Annotated in this window: 16 protein-coding genes and 1 riboswitch; of the genes, 5 read left to right on the plus strand and 11 right to left on the minus strand. The window is 69.1% G+C overall.

Annotation, left to right across the window (positions count from 1 at the left end):
* Nucleotides 1-322: 322 nt before the first annotated feature.
* Nucleotides 323-1,540 carry an NADP-dependent isocitrate dehydrogenase gene (locus tag ACLML9_RS20755; protein WP_411947097.1) on the minus strand — a complete coding sequence of 406 codons (1,218 nt, stop codon included), beginning with the start codon at nucleotides 1,538-1,540 and terminating at the stop codon, nucleotides 323-325.
* 275 nt (nucleotides 1,541-1,815) lie between these two features.
* A riboswitch (SAM riboswitch) is annotated at nucleotides 1,816-1,926 on the plus strand.
* A 251-nt stretch (nucleotides 1,927-2,177) separates the two neighbouring features.
* Between ACLML9_RS20755 and metX the strand changes: the two genes are divergently transcribed.
* Nucleotides 2,178-3,323, plus strand: a complete 1,146-nt coding sequence (metX, locus tag ACLML9_RS20760) for a homoserine O-acetyltransferase MetX (protein ID WP_411947098.1) — start codon at nucleotides 2,178-2,180, stop codon at nucleotides 3,321-3,323.
* A 24-nt stretch (nucleotides 3,324-3,347) separates the two neighbouring features.
* Here the strand turns inward: metX and ACLML9_RS20765 are convergent, their stop codons facing one another.
* Nucleotides 3,348-3,593 (minus strand): DUF3017 domain-containing protein, encoded by a 246-nt coding sequence (locus ACLML9_RS20765; protein WP_083872253.1) that lies wholly within the window; start codon nucleotides 3,591-3,593, stop codon nucleotides 3,348-3,350.
* Nucleotides 3,594-3,877: 284 nt separating this feature from the next.
* Nucleotides 3,878-5,359, minus strand: a complete 1,482-nt coding sequence (gene cycA, locus ACLML9_RS20770; RefSeq protein WP_411947099.1) for a D-serine/D-alanine/glycine transporter — start codon at nucleotides 5,357-5,359, stop codon at nucleotides 3,878-3,880.
* A 261-nt stretch (nucleotides 5,360-5,620) separates the two neighbouring features.
* Between cycA and ACLML9_RS20775 the strand changes: the two genes are divergently transcribed.
* Complete coding sequence (locus ACLML9_RS20775) at nucleotides 5,621-6,085, plus strand: tRNA (cytidine(34)-2'-O)-methyltransferase (protein ID WP_411947100.1); 465 nt, start codon at nucleotides 5,621-5,623, stop codon at nucleotides 6,083-6,085.
* A gap of 16 nt (nucleotides 6,086-6,101) precedes the next feature.
* Here ACLML9_RS20775 and ACLML9_RS20780 read toward each other — a convergent pair whose 3' ends face one another.
* The 4 genes from ACLML9_RS20780 to ACLML9_RS20795 form a co-directional block, all read right to left on the minus strand.
* Nucleotides 6,102-6,332: a DUF167 domain-containing protein gene (locus ACLML9_RS20780; protein ID WP_411947101.1), complete on the minus strand. Its 231-nt coding sequence runs from the start codon at nucleotides 6,330-6,332 to the stop codon at nucleotides 6,102-6,104.
* Between the two features lie 3 nt (nucleotides 6,333-6,335).
* The gene (locus ACLML9_RS20785; protein WP_411947102.1) at nucleotides 6,336-7,433 is read right to left on the minus strand and encodes a DUF4349 domain-containing protein; all 1,098 of its coding nucleotides are present in this window, start codon (nucleotides 7,431-7,433) and stop codon (nucleotides 6,336-6,338) included.
* 336 nt (nucleotides 7,434-7,769) lie between these two features.
* The gene (locus tag ACLML9_RS20790; RefSeq protein ID WP_411947103.1) at nucleotides 7,770-11,084 is read right to left on the minus strand and encodes an error-prone DNA polymerase; all 3,315 of its coding nucleotides are present in this window, start codon (nucleotides 11,082-11,084) and stop codon (nucleotides 7,770-7,772) included.
* Between the two features lie 6 nt (nucleotides 11,085-11,090).
* Nucleotides 11,091-11,543 carry a hypothetical protein gene (locus ACLML9_RS20795; protein WP_357062417.1) on the minus strand — a complete coding sequence of 151 codons (453 nt, stop codon included), beginning with the start codon at nucleotides 11,541-11,543 and terminating at the stop codon, nucleotides 11,091-11,093.
* Nucleotides 11,544-11,679: 136 nt separating this feature from the next.
* Between ACLML9_RS20795 and ACLML9_RS20800 the strand changes: the two genes are divergently transcribed.
* A complete protein-coding gene (locus ACLML9_RS20800; RefSeq protein ID WP_411947104.1) occupies nucleotides 11,680-12,708 on the plus strand; it encodes an SDR family NAD(P)-dependent oxidoreductase in 1,029 nt (342 codons plus the stop codon).
* Between the two features lie 39 nt (nucleotides 12,709-12,747).
* The gene (locus ACLML9_RS20805) at nucleotides 12,748-13,314 is read left to right on the plus strand and encodes a TetR family transcriptional regulator C-terminal domain-containing protein (protein ID WP_411947105.1); all 567 of its coding nucleotides are present in this window, start codon (nucleotides 12,748-12,750) and stop codon (nucleotides 13,312-13,314) included.
* A 21-nt stretch (nucleotides 13,315-13,335) separates the two neighbouring features.
* On the opposite strand, the gene ACLML9_RS20810 is transcribed toward ACLML9_RS20805, so the two are convergent.
* Complete coding sequence (locus tag ACLML9_RS20810; RefSeq protein ID WP_411947106.1) at nucleotides 13,336-14,592, minus strand: serine hydrolase domain-containing protein; 1,257 nt, start codon at nucleotides 14,590-14,592, stop codon at nucleotides 13,336-13,338.
* Complete coding sequence (locus ACLML9_RS20815) at nucleotides 14,589-14,747, minus strand: hypothetical protein (RefSeq protein WP_411947107.1); 159 nt, start codon at nucleotides 14,745-14,747, stop codon at nucleotides 14,589-14,591. Before ACLML9_RS20815 ends, ACLML9_RS20810 begins: the two co-directional genes overlap by 4 nt.
* A 102-nt stretch (nucleotides 14,748-14,849) precedes the next feature.
* Here ACLML9_RS20815 and ACLML9_RS20820 point away from each other — a divergent pair, with 102 nt between their 5' ends.
* A complete protein-coding gene (locus ACLML9_RS20820; RefSeq protein ID WP_411947108.1) occupies nucleotides 14,850-15,383 on the plus strand; it encodes a hypothetical protein in 534 nt (177 codons plus the stop codon).
* Here ACLML9_RS20820 and ACLML9_RS20825 read toward each other — a convergent pair.
* The gene (locus tag ACLML9_RS20825; RefSeq protein WP_411947109.1) at nucleotides 15,348-15,959 is read right to left on the minus strand and encodes an SIS domain-containing protein; all 612 of its coding nucleotides are present in this window, start codon (nucleotides 15,957-15,959) and stop codon (nucleotides 15,348-15,350) included. The two genes, ACLML9_RS20820 and ACLML9_RS20825, sit on opposite strands and share 36 nt — an antisense overlap.
* The gene (locus ACLML9_RS20830; RefSeq protein WP_411947110.1) at nucleotides 15,956-16,678 is read right to left on the minus strand and encodes a hydrogenase assembly protein HupF; all 723 of its coding nucleotides are present in this window, start codon (nucleotides 16,676-16,678) and stop codon (nucleotides 15,956-15,958) included. Before ACLML9_RS20830 ends, ACLML9_RS20825 begins: the two co-directional genes overlap by 4 nt.
* Nucleotides 16,679-17,097 lie beyond the last annotated feature (419 nt).

Here is a 17,097-nt window from a genome sequence, read left to right on the forward strand (position 1 = left end):
GCCGTTTCGGCCTCGAAGCGCATGCGCCGCAGGCGCGAGTCTCGAGGCCGAAACGGCGAGACCCAGGGGGCCTCAACCCCGCGCCGCCGCAGGCGGCGCCAAAAAACACAGCACCTTCACGAGCGAGCCCACATGTCCCGCCTTCACAAGTGAGTTCACACCTCCTGCCCTCACCAGTAAGCCCACACGTCCCGCCGTGGCGAGCGAGCCCCCACCCGGGTCCGAACGTGAACCCACCTCGCCCCGCCCCGACCTGGGCGGCGCCGCCACATATGGCGATGCCCCCACCCATCGCGGGCAGGGGCATCGACAAGGTGGGGTGCTACCTCAGCGCACGCGCGAGGTTGGCGTCCAGCGCGGCCAGGAACTCCTCGGTGGTGAGGTAGCCCTGGTCCCCGCCGACCAGCAGCGCGAGGTCCTTCGTCATCTGCCCGCCCTCGACGGTCTTGATGACCACGTCTTCCAGGGTCTGGGCGAAACCGATGACCTCGGGGGTGTTGTCCAGCTTGCCCCGGTGTTCGAGGCCGCGGGTCCAGGCGAAGATCGACGCGATCGGGTTGGTCGAGGTCGGCTTGCCCTGCTGGTGCTGGCGGTAGTGCCGGGTGACCGTGCCGTGGGCGGCCTCGGCTTCACAGGTCCGGCCGTCCGGGGTCAGCAGCACCGAGGTCATCAGGCCGAGCGATCCGAAGCCCTGCGCGACCGTGTCGGACTGCACGTCGCCGTCGTAGTTCTTGCAGGCCCAGACGTAGCCGCCCTCCCACTTCATGGAGGAGGCGACCATATCGTCGATCAGCCGGTGCTCGTAGGTGAGACCGGCCGCCGCGAACTGGCTCTTGAACTCGGCTTCGAAGACCGCCTCGAAGGTGTCCTTGAACATGCCGTCGTAGGCCTTGAGGATGGTGTTCTTCGTCGACATGTAGACGGGGTAGTTCTGCTGCAGCCCGTAGTTGAACGAGGCGCGCGCGAAGTCTTCGATGGACTTCTTGAAGTTGTACATGCCCATCACGACGCCGCCGTCCTCCGGCATCTGCACGACCTCGTGCACGATGGGCTCGCTGCCGTCCTCGGGGGTGAAGGTGAGGGTGACGGTGCCGGCCTGGAAGACCTTGAAGTCGGTGGCGCGGTACTGGTCGCCGAAGGCGTGACGGCCGATGATGATCGGCTTGGTCCAGCCCGGTACCAGGCGCGGAACGTTGGAGATGATGATCGGCGCGCGGAAGATGGTGCCGCCGAGAATGTTGCGGATGGTGCCGTTGGGCGACCGCCACATCTTCTTGAGGCCGAATTCCTCGACGCGGGCCTCGTCGGGGGTGATCGTCGCGCATTTGACGCCGACACCGTGCTGCTTGATGGCGTTGGCGGCGTCGACGGTGACCTGGTCGTCGGTTTTGTCGCGGTATTCGATGCCGAGGTCGTAGTACTCGAGGTTCACATCGAGGTACGGGTGGATCAGCTTGTCCTTGATGAACTGCCAGATGATCCGGGTCATCTCGTCGCCGTCGAGTTCAACGACGGTGCCTTCAACCTTGATCTTGGACATGGATCTTCGTGTCCTCCTAAGACTGGTGCCCTCATTGCACGGCCAGGCGAACACGCTTGTGAGCGGACCCCAGCTGTTCAACAGACAACGTATACATCCCGCGTTGTCCACGAGACGTCTGGTGTAACCAAGACGAGCGTACTGCTTGTGGCGGTCTCACGGTGCAGCCAGCCCCGTTCGTGAGATCTCACATGGGTGAGACACGCCACAAGATTACCTGGTGGGCGCGCATACCGATTTCGATCCGTATCGGTGCCCGGTTACCATGTTCGGCAGGTCATGAGTGTCAGCATCAAGCCCCGGCTCGCTGGCCGGCAACCCTCCTGCTGCGGTGGGGTGCTCCGGGTGATGACCTGGCTCCCGGGAGCCGGGAGCAAGCGCACGTCAGGAGGTCGTCGATTTGTGCCGGTACTGGTCGCGTTGACCGCGGCGTTCTCACGACTCGACGAGAAATCCCCCATTTTCTGGAGCACGATATGAGCGATCACAGTATCCGTGGTGCGACCGCTGCCGGAGCTATCCGCCGGCGACCGGCGGTCGCGCCCGGCGGCCTCCGCGCCCGCACCACCGGATCCACAGCGGCGATTCATACGCTCCGGGCATCAGTGCCGTTCGCGGGTTCAGCGGAATCCCTCACGTGAAAGTGGGCACCGAATCGACCACCGCTCGTCCGGTGGCCCAGTTACCGCCGCCCGACGGCACTCTCGGATACGTCGACATCGGCGAACTCACCCTCGAGAACGGCGCCCGGCTGCCGCAGGTCCGGCTGGCCGTGCAGCGCTGGGGGGAACTGTCCCCGGCCCTGGACAACATCGTCCTGATCGAGCACGCGCTGACCGGTGACTCCCACGTCTCGGGCGACCCGGACGACGACCATCCACAGGCCGGATGGTGGAACGGGATGGTCGGCCCGGGGGCGCCGATCGATACCGACGAGTGGTGCGTGGTGGCGACCAATGTCCTCGGCGGCTGCCAGGGCAGCACCGGCCCGGCCTCGCTCGCACCGGACGGCGCGCCCTGGGGTTCACGGTTCCCGGGGATCTCCATCCGCGACCAGGTCGCGGCCGAACTGAAGTTGTTCGACCGGCTCGGTGTGCCCCGGCTGGCCGCGGCGATCGGCGGTTCGATGGGCGGTATGCGCGTCCTCGAATGGATGCTGCTCGCACCGCAGCGCCTGGCCGCCGCACTGGTCCTCGCGGTGGGCCCGCGGGCCACCGCCGACCAGATCGGCACCCAGAGCACCCAGATCGCGGCGATCACCAGCGACCCGGACTGGCTGGGCGGCGACTACCACGGCACCGGGCGCGCGCCGATGGCCGGACTGGGTATCGCGCGCCGGATCGCGCACCTCACCTACCGCACCGAGGCCGAACTGGACAGCCGGTTCGCCAACAGCCCGCAGGAGGGCGAGGATCCCTGGGACGGCGGCCGGTACGCGGTGCAGAGCTATCTCGAGTACCAGGCCGAGAAGCTGGGCCGGCGCTTCGACCCGGCGACCTATGTGCTGTTGAGCGAGGCGATGAACCGGCACGATATCGGCCGTGGCCGCGGCGGGATCGCGGCGGCGATGGCCGCCGCCGAGGTGCCGTGCATCGTGGGCGGTATCGATTCCGACCGGCTGTACCCGCTGCACACCCAGCAGGAACTGGCCGACGGGCTGGCCGGCTGCCGGCATTTCGAGGTGATCTCGTCACGCGACGGCCACGATGCCTTCCTCACCGAGGCGGCGGCCATCGGCAAACTGCTGGCCCAGACGATGAACCTGGCTCGCGCCGGACGCTGAGCGCCCGCGGGTCCGTCGGCCCGGTCAGCCCACGCCGAGGGTGTTGATGGTCGCGGCGAGGAAGACCACGGCGCCGCCCAGCAGGGTCAGCGCGCCCACATCGAACGGTTTGCCGCGGACCGCGAGCAGGCCGACCCGGGCGGTCGGCAGGCACAGCCGGAACGCGGCCGCGATGAGGGTCGCGCCGCCGAAGAAGAAGGCGCCACGGCGCCACCGATCCTGCGCGACGAACACCACGGCGATCAGCACCACCACCGCCACCACGACCATCGGCAGATGGCAGCGTAGGAAACCGGCCCATCGGCTGCCGGTGCCGGGATCGTCGTGGGTCGGGGTCGCGGCGTCGGTCACGGGGGCGATTGTTCCAGATCCGGCCGACCAGGTCTGCACGAGCTGTTCGTAGTCCGCCTCGGCGACGCCGAATGTCCACGCGACGCCCCGGCCACCCGGAGCACGCGCGCCGACTGCGCGCCGACCTCCCCGAGCACATCTAGCGGGGTCCCGAATGCCCCGATCCGCCCCACCGGAGGCGGGGCGGATCGACACAGCGCAGATCAGCGCAGCGCGGCGTTCTCGGCGAGGACCTTCTCCCGATGCCGCTCGCGCAGCGCGGCATGGTGCGGACTGCGCCGCACCACCAGATAGGCCGCGCCCAGCACCACGAACCAGATGGGGGTCACCAGCAGGGCCTGCAGGGTGTCGCTCTTCTGGGTGAGCGCCCAGACCAGGAACACGAAGAAGGCCAGCACCGCCCAGACCGCCGGCACACCGCCCGGGAGTTTGAACGTCGACGCGGCGTGCAGATGCGGCCGCCGCTTCCGGTAGACCAGGTAGCTGGCCAGGATCATCGTCCAGACGAACATGAAGCACAGCGACGAAATGGTGGTGACGACGGTGAACGCTTCGACGATGGACTGTCCCGCGTAGAGCAGCACCACCCCGATCAGCAGGAACGCGCACGAGAAACGCAGCGCGTTGGCCGGGACCTTGCGCCGGGACAGCTTCCCGAACAAGGCGGGGGCGTCCCTGTCACCGGCCAGGCCGTACACCATCCGCGAGGTGGAGTAGATCCCCGAGTTCGCGCTGGAGGTGGCGCTGGTGAGTACCACGAAGTTGACCACACTCGCCGCGACACCTAGCCCGGCCAGGGAGAACATCGCCACGAACGGACTCTCGTCGGCCGAGACCTCCCGCCACGGGGTCACCGCGCAGATGACGATCAGGGCGCCGACGTAGAACAGCAGGACGCGCACCGGGATGGAGTTGATCGCGCGGGGCAGCGTGCGTTCGGGATTCTCGGCCTCGGCCGCCGTGGTGCCCACCAGTTCGATACCCACGAAGGCGAAGACCGCGATCTGGAATCCGGCCACGAAACCCATGGGCCCGGTCGGGAAGAAACCGCCGTCGTTCCACAGGTTGGCCAGCGAGGCGGTGGTGCCGCTGTCACCGGTGAAACCGGTGATCACCATCACCAGTCCGGTGACGATCAGCGCGCCGATGGCGATCACCTTGATCAGCGCGAACCAGAACTCGGTCTCACCGAATGCGCGCACCGTGGGCAGATTGAGGACCAGCAGAACGACGATGCAGACCAGCGCGGGTATCCACAGCGGCAGATCCGCCCACCAGTAGGACACGTACCCGGCGATGGCCACCACATCGGCGATACCGGTGACCACCCAGCAGAACCAGTAGGTCCAGCCGGTGAAGAACCCCGCCCACGGGCCGAGCAGATCACCGGCGAAATCGCTGAACGATTTGTACCCGGAGTTCGACAGCAGCAGCTCCCCCATCGCCCGCATGACGAAGAAGAGGAAGAAGCCGATGATCATGTAGACGAGGATCACCGAGGGGCCGGCGAGCGAGATCGTCTTACCCGAGCCCATGAACAGCCCGGTGCCGATCGCGCCGCCGATCGCGATCAGCTGGATATGTCGGTTCGCCAGCTGGCGGCTCAGCTTCTCCGGGCCGGCACCCGGATCGCTCACGCCCCTCGCGTCGTCGCCTGGATTATCGTGGCCCTGCAGCACGGCCATATTTCTCCCTCCGGAATGAATCGGACAGCCCATTCGACCACCGGAAGCGCATTCCTGCAGAGTGGGCGGCCCTACGGTACGCCGCCGCAATCCGTGCCGTGCGCGGCCCCCGCGCCATGCCGGTGATCGTATTCGCTGTGGTCAGGGCGTCGCGATAGCGGTAGCGCCCGCCCCGGCGATGTGTTCGGCACCCTCGCGGCCACCGCTCGATCATCCGGCTCGATCACCGTGGCGCCGCCGCACCTGATTGACTGGTCGGCTGTGTTCCGATTGATGTTCCATGAACCTCGCATACCGGGCAATACGGGCAATGCCATCCGGCTCGCCGCCGGCACGGGCAGTGAGCTGCATCTGATCGAACCGCTCGGCTTCGATATGTCGGAGGCGAAGCTGCGCCGGGCCGGGCTGGACTATCACGACCTCGCCTCGGTGACAGTGCACCCGGACCTGGCGACCGCGTGGGAACAGCTGCGGCCCGAGCGGGTGTATGCGTTCACCACCCGGGCCACCACCCCGCACACCGAGATCGCCTACCGGCCCGGCGACATTTTGCTGTTCGGTGCGGAACCGACGGGTCTACCGGCGGAGGTGCTCGCCGACGAGCACATCGATGCCGAGGTGCGCATCCCCATGCTGCCCGGCCGCCGGTCGATGAATCTGGCCAACGCGGCCGCGGTCGCGGTGTACGAGGCGTGGCGGCAGCACGGGTTTCCCGGAGCGGTCTGACCCGGACACCGGCGGTTCAGTCGGCGATCTCGAACCGTTTGTACCGGGAGGTCGCCCCGCCGGTGAGCCGGACCGCGCTCTTCGGGACACCGAGATGCGCGGCCAGGAGTTCGGCCGCGGCACGGTTCGCTTTCCCCTCCACGGCCGGCGCCCGCACCCACAGTTGTAGCGTGCCGTCGGGCAGGGTTTCGACCAGCGGGCCCTTCCTGCTGTTCGGCGTGAGCACCGCGCGGACCGTGGTGGGCACCGATCAGGCCCGGTCCGTATCCGGACCGTCCGGATCGACGGCCTCGTCCCCGGTCGGGGCGGACTCGTCCGCGCCCGTCGCTGCCCGGCCCGTATCTTTCGCCGTCTCGTCCGTACCCGCCGACGCCCGCCCCGTACCCGTCGCCGTCTCGTCCGTGTCGGTCGCCGCCCGGCCCGTGCCCGTCGCGGACTCGTCCACTTCCTTCGTGGTCTTGCCCGGTGCGTCGCCGGGCTCGGCAGCGGTCCGCACGGTCCCGGGCACCGGGGTCTCGACCCGCGCGGTCGAGTTGCCGGCCGCCGGGGCGGCAGCGCGTGCGCCGCCCAGCCGGCGGGCCAGCCCGACGAAGGCGCCGACGATCGCACCGAGAAGGGCGAGGAAGAGCAGCCACGGCAGCACCTGGCCGACGAAGACCACCGCGCCCTTCAGCCAGTCGAACAGCGAGTTCCAGCCGTCCACGACCCCGTCCCAGAAATTGGCGGGCCCGTCCTCGACCGTCTGCTCGGCCACGCTCCGGATATCGACGGTGAGAGTGGACAGCGAGATCTGATCGTCGAGATACCGCCGCTGCCCGGTGAGGCTGTCGAGTTCGGCCTGCCGGTCGGCGAGCGCCTCCTCCGCGGCGATCAGGTCGGCGGTGTTGGCGGCGCGCGCCATGAGATCACGCAACCGGTCCGCCGAGGCCCGCAGCGCGGTGATCCGGGCGTCGAGATCCTGCCACTGCAGGGTGACATCGTCACGGTTGGTGCTGATCTGGGTGATCTCGCCGAGATCGCTCAGGCCCTCGATGAACGCGTCGGTATCGGTGGCCGGGATCCGGACGACCAGATTCGCGTGCGGATCGTCGTCGGCGGTCCCGGGATTCTCGGTGCGCTGGTCGACCCGCCCGTCCAGTTCGGTCACCCGATCGACGAGGGTCTGCGCGGCCGCGATGGGGTCGTCGGCGGTGAGATCTATTGTGCCGGTGACGACCTCTTTCCGCTCGGTGGCCTGGTCGGCGGCCTCCGGGGCGGGCGAGGGAGCCTGTTCGCGGGCCGGCGCCTCCTGCACCCGGATCCCCGGTGCCGTGGCGGGTGCGGGCGCTCCGCCTTCGAAGGACATCATGTGATCCGCAGTGCTGGAATGGGAGTCGTCCCCACATCCGGTGAGTAGGACCGACCCGCACACAACCAGAAACAACACACCGAGCGTTCGCATGCTGGCAGCGTAGTGGGCGGTTCCGGGATCGGATACCCGAATGGGAAGGCTGCGTACCGGCGCTGTCTGCGGGTCGGCGCACCGACCCCTGCTGCCCGCCGGATCTGCCCGGCTGACCTGCGCGACTTCTGTTATGAGGATTCGCGGTCGCGAAGCGATCGCGTTCGGCGGCGAGGGCGGCGTCGGTTTCGCGGAGGTCGACATCCGTCGCATTTCTTCACCACATCCGCAGACGCCGGCGAATCACCTGAAGTCGCGGGAGCGGGAGGCTATGCGCATATCCAGGCGGCTCAGGTGTTCGGCATAGATGCTCACCGCGCCTTCCGCGTTCTGGATCCGGCCGCGGATCAGCAGTGCCGGGGAGCTCTGCGCGATGCGGCGGTACCGGGTCCACAGCCCGGCCGAGCACACCACGTTCACCATGCCGGTTTCGTCTTCCAGGTTCAGGAAGGTGACCCCGCCGGCGGTGGCGGGACGCTGCCGGTGGGTCACCGCACCGCCGACCAGTACCCGGGTGCCGTCGGGGACCGAGAGCAGGCCGGCTGCCGGGATCACTCCGAGCGCGTCGAGGCGGGGCCGCAGGAACTGGGTGGGGTAACTGCCGGGCGAGACTCCGGTCGCCCAGACGTCGGCGGCGGCGTGTTCGAGGTCGCTCATGCCGGGCAGGGTGGGTGTGGTGGTGGAGGCACCGGTCCCGGGCAGGCGGTCGGGCCGTTCTCCGGCCGCCGCGCCGGCCGCCCATAATGCTTCGCGGCGGGAGTAACCCAGACTGCCGAGCGCGCCGGCGGTGGCCAGGGATTCCGCCTGCGGGACGGTCATCTCCACGCGCCCGGTGAGGTCGAGGAACGACGTATAGGGCCCGCCTTCGGCCCGGGCGGCCACGATCTTCTCCGCAAGGTCCGAGCCGATGGAACGCACGGCCGCCAGGCCCAGCCGCACCTCGGTCCCGTGCCGTTCCAGGGTGGCCTCGGCCGCGCCGGCATTGATATCCGGACCGTGCACGACGACCCCGTGCCGGCGGGCGTCGGCGACCAGCGACTGCGGCGAATAGAAACCCATCGGCTGGGCGCGCAGCAGTCCGGCGCAGAACGCCGCCGGATAGTGCAGTTTGAACCAGGCGGAGTAGAACACCAGCGCGGCGAAACTCTGCGAATGACTTTCCGGAAAACCGAAATTCGCGAAGGCACGGAGTTTCTCGTAGATGCGGTCGGCGAGTTCACCGGTGATGCCGTGCAGATCCCGCATGCCCTGGTACAACCGGCCCCGTAACCGTTCCATTTTCTCCGGGGACCGTTTCGAACCCATGGCCCGCCGCAGCTGATCGGCTTCGGCGGCGGTGAATCCCGCGACGTCCACGGCCATCTGCATGAGTTGTTCCTGGAAAAGCGGCACCCCGAGGGTGCGCTCGAGCGAATTGCGCAGGGCTTCGTGGTCGAAGGTGACTTTTTCCAGCCCGTTCTTCCGGCGGATGTACGGGTGCACCGAACCGCCCTGGATCGGGCCGGGCCGGATCAGCGCCACCTCGACCACCAGGTCGAAGAACTTTCGCGGTTTCAATCGCGGCAGGGTCGCCATCTGGGCCCGGGATTCCACCTGGAACACACCCACCGAATCGGCTCGGGACAGCATCTCGTACACCCCGGGTTCGGCGAGGTCCAGGGTGTGCAGTTCGACCGTGACGCCGATGTGCTCGCGCACCAGGTCGATCATGTAGTGCAGGGCGGAGAGCATGCCCAGGCCCAGCAGATCGAATTTCACCAGTCCCGCCGCGGCACAATCGTCCTTGTCCCACTGCAGCACGCTGCGGTCGGCCATTCGCGCCCATTCCACCGGGCATACGTCGGCGATGGGCCGGTCGCAGATCACCATGCCGCCGGAGTGGATGCCCAGATGCCGCGGCAGTCCTTCGATATCGGCGGCCAGGGCCAGTACCGGTGCGGGGATATCGGTCCCGGTTTCCGCTCCGACACCCGTCCACCGACTCACCTGTTTACTCCAGGCATCCTGCTGACCGGGGGCGAAGCCGAGCGCGCGGGCCGCGTCGCGGACCGCGGACTTCCCGCGGTAGGTGATCACATTCGCCACCTGTGCCGCATTCTCCCGGCCGTACCGGCGATAGACGTATTGGATCGCTTCCTCGCGGCGGTCGGATTCGATATCGACATCGATATCGGGGGGTCCGTCACGTTCCGGGGAGAGGAACCGTTCGAACAGCAATTTGTTCGCGACGGGGTCGACATTGGTGATACCGATGGCGTAGCAGACCGCGGAATTGGCGGCCGAGCCCCGGCCTTGGCACAGAATGTCGTGCTCGTGGCAGAAACGCACGATATCGTGCACCACCAGGAAGTATCCCGGGAAACCGAGCCGGGCGACGACCGCGAGTTCGTGTTCGAGCTGCCGGTAGGCGGCCGGGTTCGCGGCGGGCGGGCCGTAGCGGGCGGCGGCGCCGCGCCGGGTGAGTTCGCGCAGCCAGGAGTTCTCGTCGTGACCGGCGGGCACATCGAAGGGCGGCAGCCGGGGCGCGATCAGCCGTAGATCGAACGCGCATTCGCGGGCCAGTTCCACCGAGTTCGGCACGGCCGAGGGGAATTCGGCGAACAACCGGGCCATCTCCGCTCCCGACCGCAGATAACCGGCCCCGGTGGGGGCCAGCCAGCCGGTGAGATCATCGAGGCTGCGCCGGGCCCGGATGGCGGCCAGGGCCGCGGCGCGGCGACTGCGGTCCGGGGTCGCGAAATGCGCGGCGGTGGTGGCGATCACCGGCACACCGGCCCGTTCGGCAAGCGCGGCGAGCACGGTATTGCCTTCGTCGTCCACGGGCAGACCGTGCCGGGTGAGTTCTACGGTCACCCGGTCGGGACCGAACCGTTCACACAGTTCCCGTAACGCCGCCTCGGCGCGCAGCGGCCGGCCACCCACGTGCAGATCCTGGGCCAGCGCCCGCCGCACCTTGCCTTTGCGGCAGCCGGTGAGGATCTGCCAGTGACCGCCGGCCGCCTCGGTGAGGGCATCGAGGTCGTAGCGCAGGATCCCTTTCTCCCCGGCCGCCATATGCGCGGCCGCGAGCTGCCGGGACAGCCGGCGATAGCCCTCCTGCCCGCGGGCCAGGACCAGTAGATGTTCGCCGTCCGGATCGGGTTCGCCGGTACGGGGTGCCGAATCGGTCTGCGGGGCACCGGATTCCACGAGGGTGAGTTCGGCCCCGTACACCGCGGCGATCCCGTGCTCGGCGGCGGCTTCGGCGAACCGGACCACCCCGTAATAGCCGTTGTGGTCGGTGAGCGCGATCGCCGAGAGCCCCAGCCGCGCGGCTTCGGCGACCATCTCCTCCGGTTGTGAGGCCCCGTCCAGGAAACTGAACGCCGAATGCGCGTGCAGTTCCGCGTACGGCACGACCGGGCCCGGCGGGTCCGCCGGTTCGGGCAGGTACGCCCCGCGACTGTTGCTCCAGGCCGGGGCGTCCCCGCCGTTGCCGGGGTACTGTCCGGGCTTCGGCCGCCCGGACAGTACCCGCTCCATCTCGGCCCAGCTCGGCGGGCCGTTGCTCCATCCCATACCGCGTCAGCAGGCCACCCGTTCGGTGGACTGCGCCTCCAGCAGCGTCGCCACATGGTCCACCCCGGCCCGGATCACCCGGCCGTAGGCGTCGTCGGCGAGTACGTTCGCATGCCCGCGTGCCAGCGCCAGTTGCATGCGGGCCTCCTCGAAATCGCCGACCAGCCGGTGACTGTCGGCCAGGCTCAGATACAGCGACGGGAGAAATCCCAGGAGCCCTTCGCCCAGCGGGACGCCGGGGACGAAGGCCGAGTCGAGCGCCCGGGTGTCCCAGAACAACGCGCCCTCGGCGGTCTCCTGGACATCCGCCAGATGGTGGGCCACCACGCTCCGGTACAGCGGCTCTCCGGCCGGCCCGAGCTGATCCCACAGCAGTTGCAGCGCCTGGCGCGCCGCCTCCCGATCCGCCCCGCCGAGCCGCACCGCGGCATAGATATCCGCCATCCGATCGTCCGTCATGAGTTGAGTATCGCACACATGTTCGAATCTCGAGCATCGAAATCGAACCTGTTTTCGAACACCGAACCCGCCCTGGCGCACTTTCTTACTTTGGAGTAAGTTCGGCCCGGAAAGACCTGCGCAAAGGGGCTGTTCCATGAGCGATTCCGGGACCAACCAGGCCGAACACGAACTCGCCGGACGGCATGTCCTCATCACCGGCGCCTCGTCGGGCATCGGACGGGCCGCGGCGCTGGCCGTCGCGAAGAAGGGCGCGGTGGTGTTCCTGCTCGCCCGCCGCGAAGACGAACTCGCCACCGCGGTGGCGGAGATCCGGGCCGCGGGCGGCCGCGCCTACGGCTACCCCTGCGATATCACCGACTCCGCCCTGGTGGAGGCCACCCTGGACAAGCTGCTCGGCGAGCACGGCCGGGTGGACATGCTGGTGAACAATGCCGGTCGTTCCATCCGCCGGGCCATCCACCGCTCCACCGACCGGCTACACGATTACGAACGCACCATGGCGGTCAACTACTTCGGCGCGCTGCGACTCACCCTGGCGCTGCTACCGCAGATGCGCGAGCGCAAATTCGGCCATATCGTCAACATCAGCAGCGCGGGTGTGCAGGTGGCCACCCCGCGATACTCCGCCTATCTGGCGAGCAAGGCCGCGCTGGACAAGTTCACCGAGGTCGCGGCGGTGGAAACCATGGCCGACGGGGTCACCTTCACCACCATCCACCTGCCCCTGGTCCGGACCCCCATGATCGCCCCCTCCGGTAATCAGGGCGGCCGCGCCGAAACGCCGGAATGGGCGGCCGCGACGATCGTGCGCGCGCTCACCCAGCGGCCCCGGCGTATCGACGTGCCGATCGGCACCCTCGGCGAGTACGGCGCGATATTCGCCCCGCGCCTGCGTGACTTCGTACTGCACCGCTACTACCGGATGATCCCGGACTCCCCCGCCGCCCGCGGCGAACAGACGGAATCCGCCCCGGCCACCCCACTCGACACGCCGACCTCCGAAGAGGAGACACCCGTTGTCCACCGCATCGGCGGCGAGCACCCCGCGCCGCGGTCACGGCCGCGCCGCGCCCCACTGCCCCGGGCCGGAGCACGGGTGGCACGCGGTACCGGCACCGCGCTGCGGCGGGCGGCGCGCTGGGTTCCGGGCACCCACTGGTGAAGCCGGTCCTGCCGTCGTGCCCGGAAAGGAGCGTCGACCGTGACGACCGATGAGCACGGCGCCGTCTTCGACGCCGTCCTGGACCTGGTGACCTCGCGCGGGATCACCGAGACCACACTGCGCCGGGTGGCCGACCACTGTGGCCTCGACGGGAAGACGCTCCGCCGGAAATACGGTGACCAGTACGGCCTGCTGATGGCTGCCGCCAAAGAACTCGAACTCGATCGCGATCGCCGGCTCGCGGCGGTCGGCAGCGAGCCGCGCAGCGACTCGGTGGCCGATCGGCGGGCCTACCTCGAGGCGGTCACCCGCGCACTGCTGCTGGACCCCACCGACCGGCGCCGCCTGCTGCTGCGCACCGAGATCGTCGCGAGCGCCCGGCTGGTGAACGGGATGGAAGCCGAAACCGAGTGGATGGGCACCTCCACCCGCGCCATCGTCACCGCCGCGCTCACCCGGGCCGGGGTGGCCGAGGCCGAACTGGAGACGGAACGGCTGCTCGCCCTGATCAGCGGCCTGGCCTTCGAACTCGCCTATCCGCACGGCGCGGGCGAGGGTACGGCCGATCGAGTGGTACGCCACCACATCGCCACCCTCGTGCACTGACCGCGACGCACGGGCGCGGTGTCAGAGCTCGAAGATCCGCTCCGCGGGCGGCAGCGGCCGGAATGCCCCCGAGATCTGTGCCACCAGCTGCCAGGGTCGTTCGCCGTCCACCGAGGATTTGCCGTTGGTCAGGATCGCCCCGCTCAGCCCGCGTGCCGGATCGGCCCAGCCGTACTGCGTGGTGAAACCGCTGCGGCCGAAATGCGCGCTCGTATCGTGCCCGAATTTCGAACGGTGCCCGCCCAGTTCGTAACCGGCCCGGCTCACCCGTCCCGCGACCCCGGGGACCCGGGGTGCGGGCCCTACCGCGTCCCGCACCGTCTCGGCCCGCATGATCCGGACGCCGTCGAGTTCGCCGCCACGCGCGAGGATCTCGTAGAACCTGGACAGTTCGGCGGCGGTCGTGACCAGATTCCCCGACGGCAGTTCGGCGGTGAGGAAGGACCGATTCGATTCCCGGTTCACCGCGTCCGAGGCGAAGCCACCGCCCAGCGCCCGCCCGGCGAGGAAAGACGCGAGTTTCGACGGCGGCGGGCCGGTTTTCACACTCGGCACCACCGCGTCCACGTCCTCGGGCCGGACACCCAGATTCGTCCACCGGAAGCCCAGCGGTTCCAGCACCTGTTCGGCGAGATGATCCTTGATCCGCTTACCGGTCGCCCGCTGCACCAGCAGCCGCTGGATGAGCCCGCTGGTCAGGGCGTGGTACACGCGGAAGCGTCCGGCCGGGTAACTCGGCTTCAGATCGACCAGACCGCGCAGGCAGAGTTCCTCGTCGAAAACCATTTCGTGCCCGCGGTAGGGGCGGGTCACGAACGGGACACCGGCGGTATGGGTGAGCACGTGCCCGATGGTGATCGCCCCCTTGCCATTGGCGGCGAACTCGGGAATGTAGTCGCTGACCGGATCGTCGAACGCGAAGGCACCCTGCTCGATGAGCATGAACATCACCGCCGCGGAAACACCTTTCGCGGTGGAGAATCCGCAGAACGGCGAATCCGTGGTCACCGGGACCCGCTCGGCCGCCGGACCGTCGCCGGGCGCGTTGCCCCGGCTGTGGCCGATCGCCCGGTTCAGCACCACTCGCCCGTTGCGGCGCAGGCAGATCTGGATCGCCGGGGTGGCGCCCAGCCGGTACCACGCCTGTACCGAGTCCCAGATCGATTCGATCTCCGCCGGGCTCGGTCCGCCGGGCCCGGCATCCTCCTCCGGACCGACAGCGGTGATGTCGTCCAGTTCGGCGGCGACCGGGACCAGGAGCGCGGTATCTGCCTTCACACGCCCCAGGGTAGCCATGCCGCCGAGGCGGCGACGGGCGCCGGACGATCCGGGCGCCACCGGCCGGGGTCCCGGTCGGCGTCGGTCACGGGCCCACCACCCGACACCGGTGACCAGGCGGTCCGCTGCCCATGCGGGGTAGTGATGGAGATCACCGGTGGTCACCCCGGGGCATTGGTGTTCGCGATCGCCTCCGCGGTGCCACTGGCGCTGGACGAGCCGCACTGGATCATCGCCTCGCGCGCCATCGCGGGAGTGTGTGCGTCGGTAGCGCGCTCATCCTGGTGTCCCGGATTGCGGTGGACAGCACCTACCTCGATGTCCTCTGGCCGCTGCTGATCCTGAGCACCGGCCTCGGTCTGTGCACCGCCCCGGCGACCGCCGCGATCATCAACGGCACACCCCCGGAGAAACACGGGGTGGCTTCCGCGGTCAACGACGTTTCCCGGGAGGTCGGGGCGGCCATCGGTATCGCGATCTCCGGCAGCATCCTCGCCGTCGGCTATGCCGACCGGATCGCCCCGGCACTGCCCCGGTTGCCCGAAGCAGCCCGCGGCCCGGTCGGTGATTCGCCGGCCGCCGCACTGGAGGTCGCCGAGCGGGGAGGTCCGGCGGCCGCGCCGCCGGCGGCGTTCGCCAAGGAAGCCTTCGTCCACGGTGCCGCGCAGGCGGCGCCGGCCCTGGGCATCCTCACCGTGGTGATGGCATTTGTGCTGGGCGCGTGGGCACCCGGCCGCCGGACCACCCGCACCGATTCAGCCGCCGAAGTCACCGTGCTGATGAACCGATAGCCACAGCGCGTACCCCAGCAGGGCCTGCGTCTCGTGGATCCGGTGCGGACAGCGCGAATCGACCACCAGACAGCGGTCGACCGTGCCGCCGTGGCCGAATGTACCGCCGTCACCGCCCGCGAAACCGATCGTGTACATCCCGCGCTCCCGGGCCTCCGCCAGTCCCGCCAGCAGATCGGGCGAGTCGCCGCTGGTCGACATGGCCACCGCGATATCGCCGGGCTGCCCGCGCGCGGCCAGCTGGCGCGCGAACACCGATTCGAAGCCGCAATCGTTGCCGACCGCGGTGAGTACCGCCTCGTCGGCCGACAGCGACCACGCCGGCAGCGCGGTACCGTCCGGCGGCCGGGCGAACAGCGCCGCGAGCGTGGCGGCGTCCGCCGCACTGCCACCGTTGCCGAAGGTGAAAAGCCTGCCGCCGTCGGTGAAGCGGCGCGCCATCTCCCGGGCCGCCGCGGCGACCGGTTCCGCGTTCGCCGCGAGGGCCCGCGTCCGCACACGGATGCTCTCCGCGGCCCGCTTCTGCGCGCACGCGGTCAGTTCGCCGAGCAGCACATCCGCCTCGTTCGACGTCATCGTTCGTCCTCCGATCCGGCCGTGCTCACCGCCATACCGGCGTGCACCAGCACCAGATCCCCGGGCCGTACCGGTTCGACGAAGGACGTCGTGACGGTTTCGGTGCCCAGCGGCGTACGGATACGCGCCGTCCCGTCACCGAGCGGAGTCACCACCTCGCCGAGCCTGCCCTCTTCGCGGCCGGCCTCCCGGCGCTCCGGTTTCTGCTCCGGCGCGATCAGACCCGGATGCGCGAAACACCGCTGGGTGAGCTCCCACAGCAGGTGATAGAGCAGTACCAGATCACCCGCGGCCGACAGCCGGGAATCAGGGCCGTCCAGCCACAGTAGATGGTCGGCGAGCCCGGCGGCCGGCCGCGGGCCCGACCCGATCCAGATGGTGTGCACGCCCCAGGCCGGGCCGCGCACCAACAGCGACCGCACCTGCGGTTCGTGCGCGGCAGCGATCGCGAGCACCATATCGCCGGGCCGGGTCGAAACCCGGGCGGTATCCACCAGATACGGTCCGGTCAGGGCGGCAGCGGGAAGGGCACGCACCTCGGCGGCATCCGGATGCACGAATTCGACGGCGATGTGCTGGGCATGTGGTTCCCAGGAGGGCGCCACACACCACAGCGACGCGCCGGCCGCGAACCGCCGCGCCAGCGCCAGCGCCGCGGCCGCCAGGTCCTCGGCCAGCTCGGCACGAAAAGGCGTGGCCGCCAAGAGGTCGTTCACCATGGCACCACCCCACCGACAGCCACGACCGGGGCTTCACCGCCGTAGTCGGAGCTGTCGCTGATCCGGCCCGGAATGCCCCAACACATCTCAGTCCTCCTCCACCACACAGACGCGATGACCGGAACACGATGGCGTGCCGACGTTTTCGTCCACCTACCGTTGTCCAGCCCTATCGGTGCGGTACTACCCGGCTGTTACGAAATTACGAATCCCATACGAACCGCGCCCTCCACGCCGGACTGCCGGGGCAGTCAGGGCGACAGATCGGTCAAGCGCTTGCGGGGAAGCACTCATCTCGGAGTGGTAACCGAACGCGGCGTCCGCACCCTGACGGGGCCCTCGGCACGGGCTCATCGTTCGGAACCCGCCGAACGAGCACACAGAAAAGGCGCCCGGCTGCCCGGACAATACGTCCGGGC

This window comes from Nocardia sp. NPDC002869, assembly GCF_046764065.1.
Taxonomy (GTDB): Bacteria; Actinomycetota; Actinomycetes; order Mycobacteriales; family Mycobacteriaceae; genus Nocardia; species Nocardia rhamnosiphila.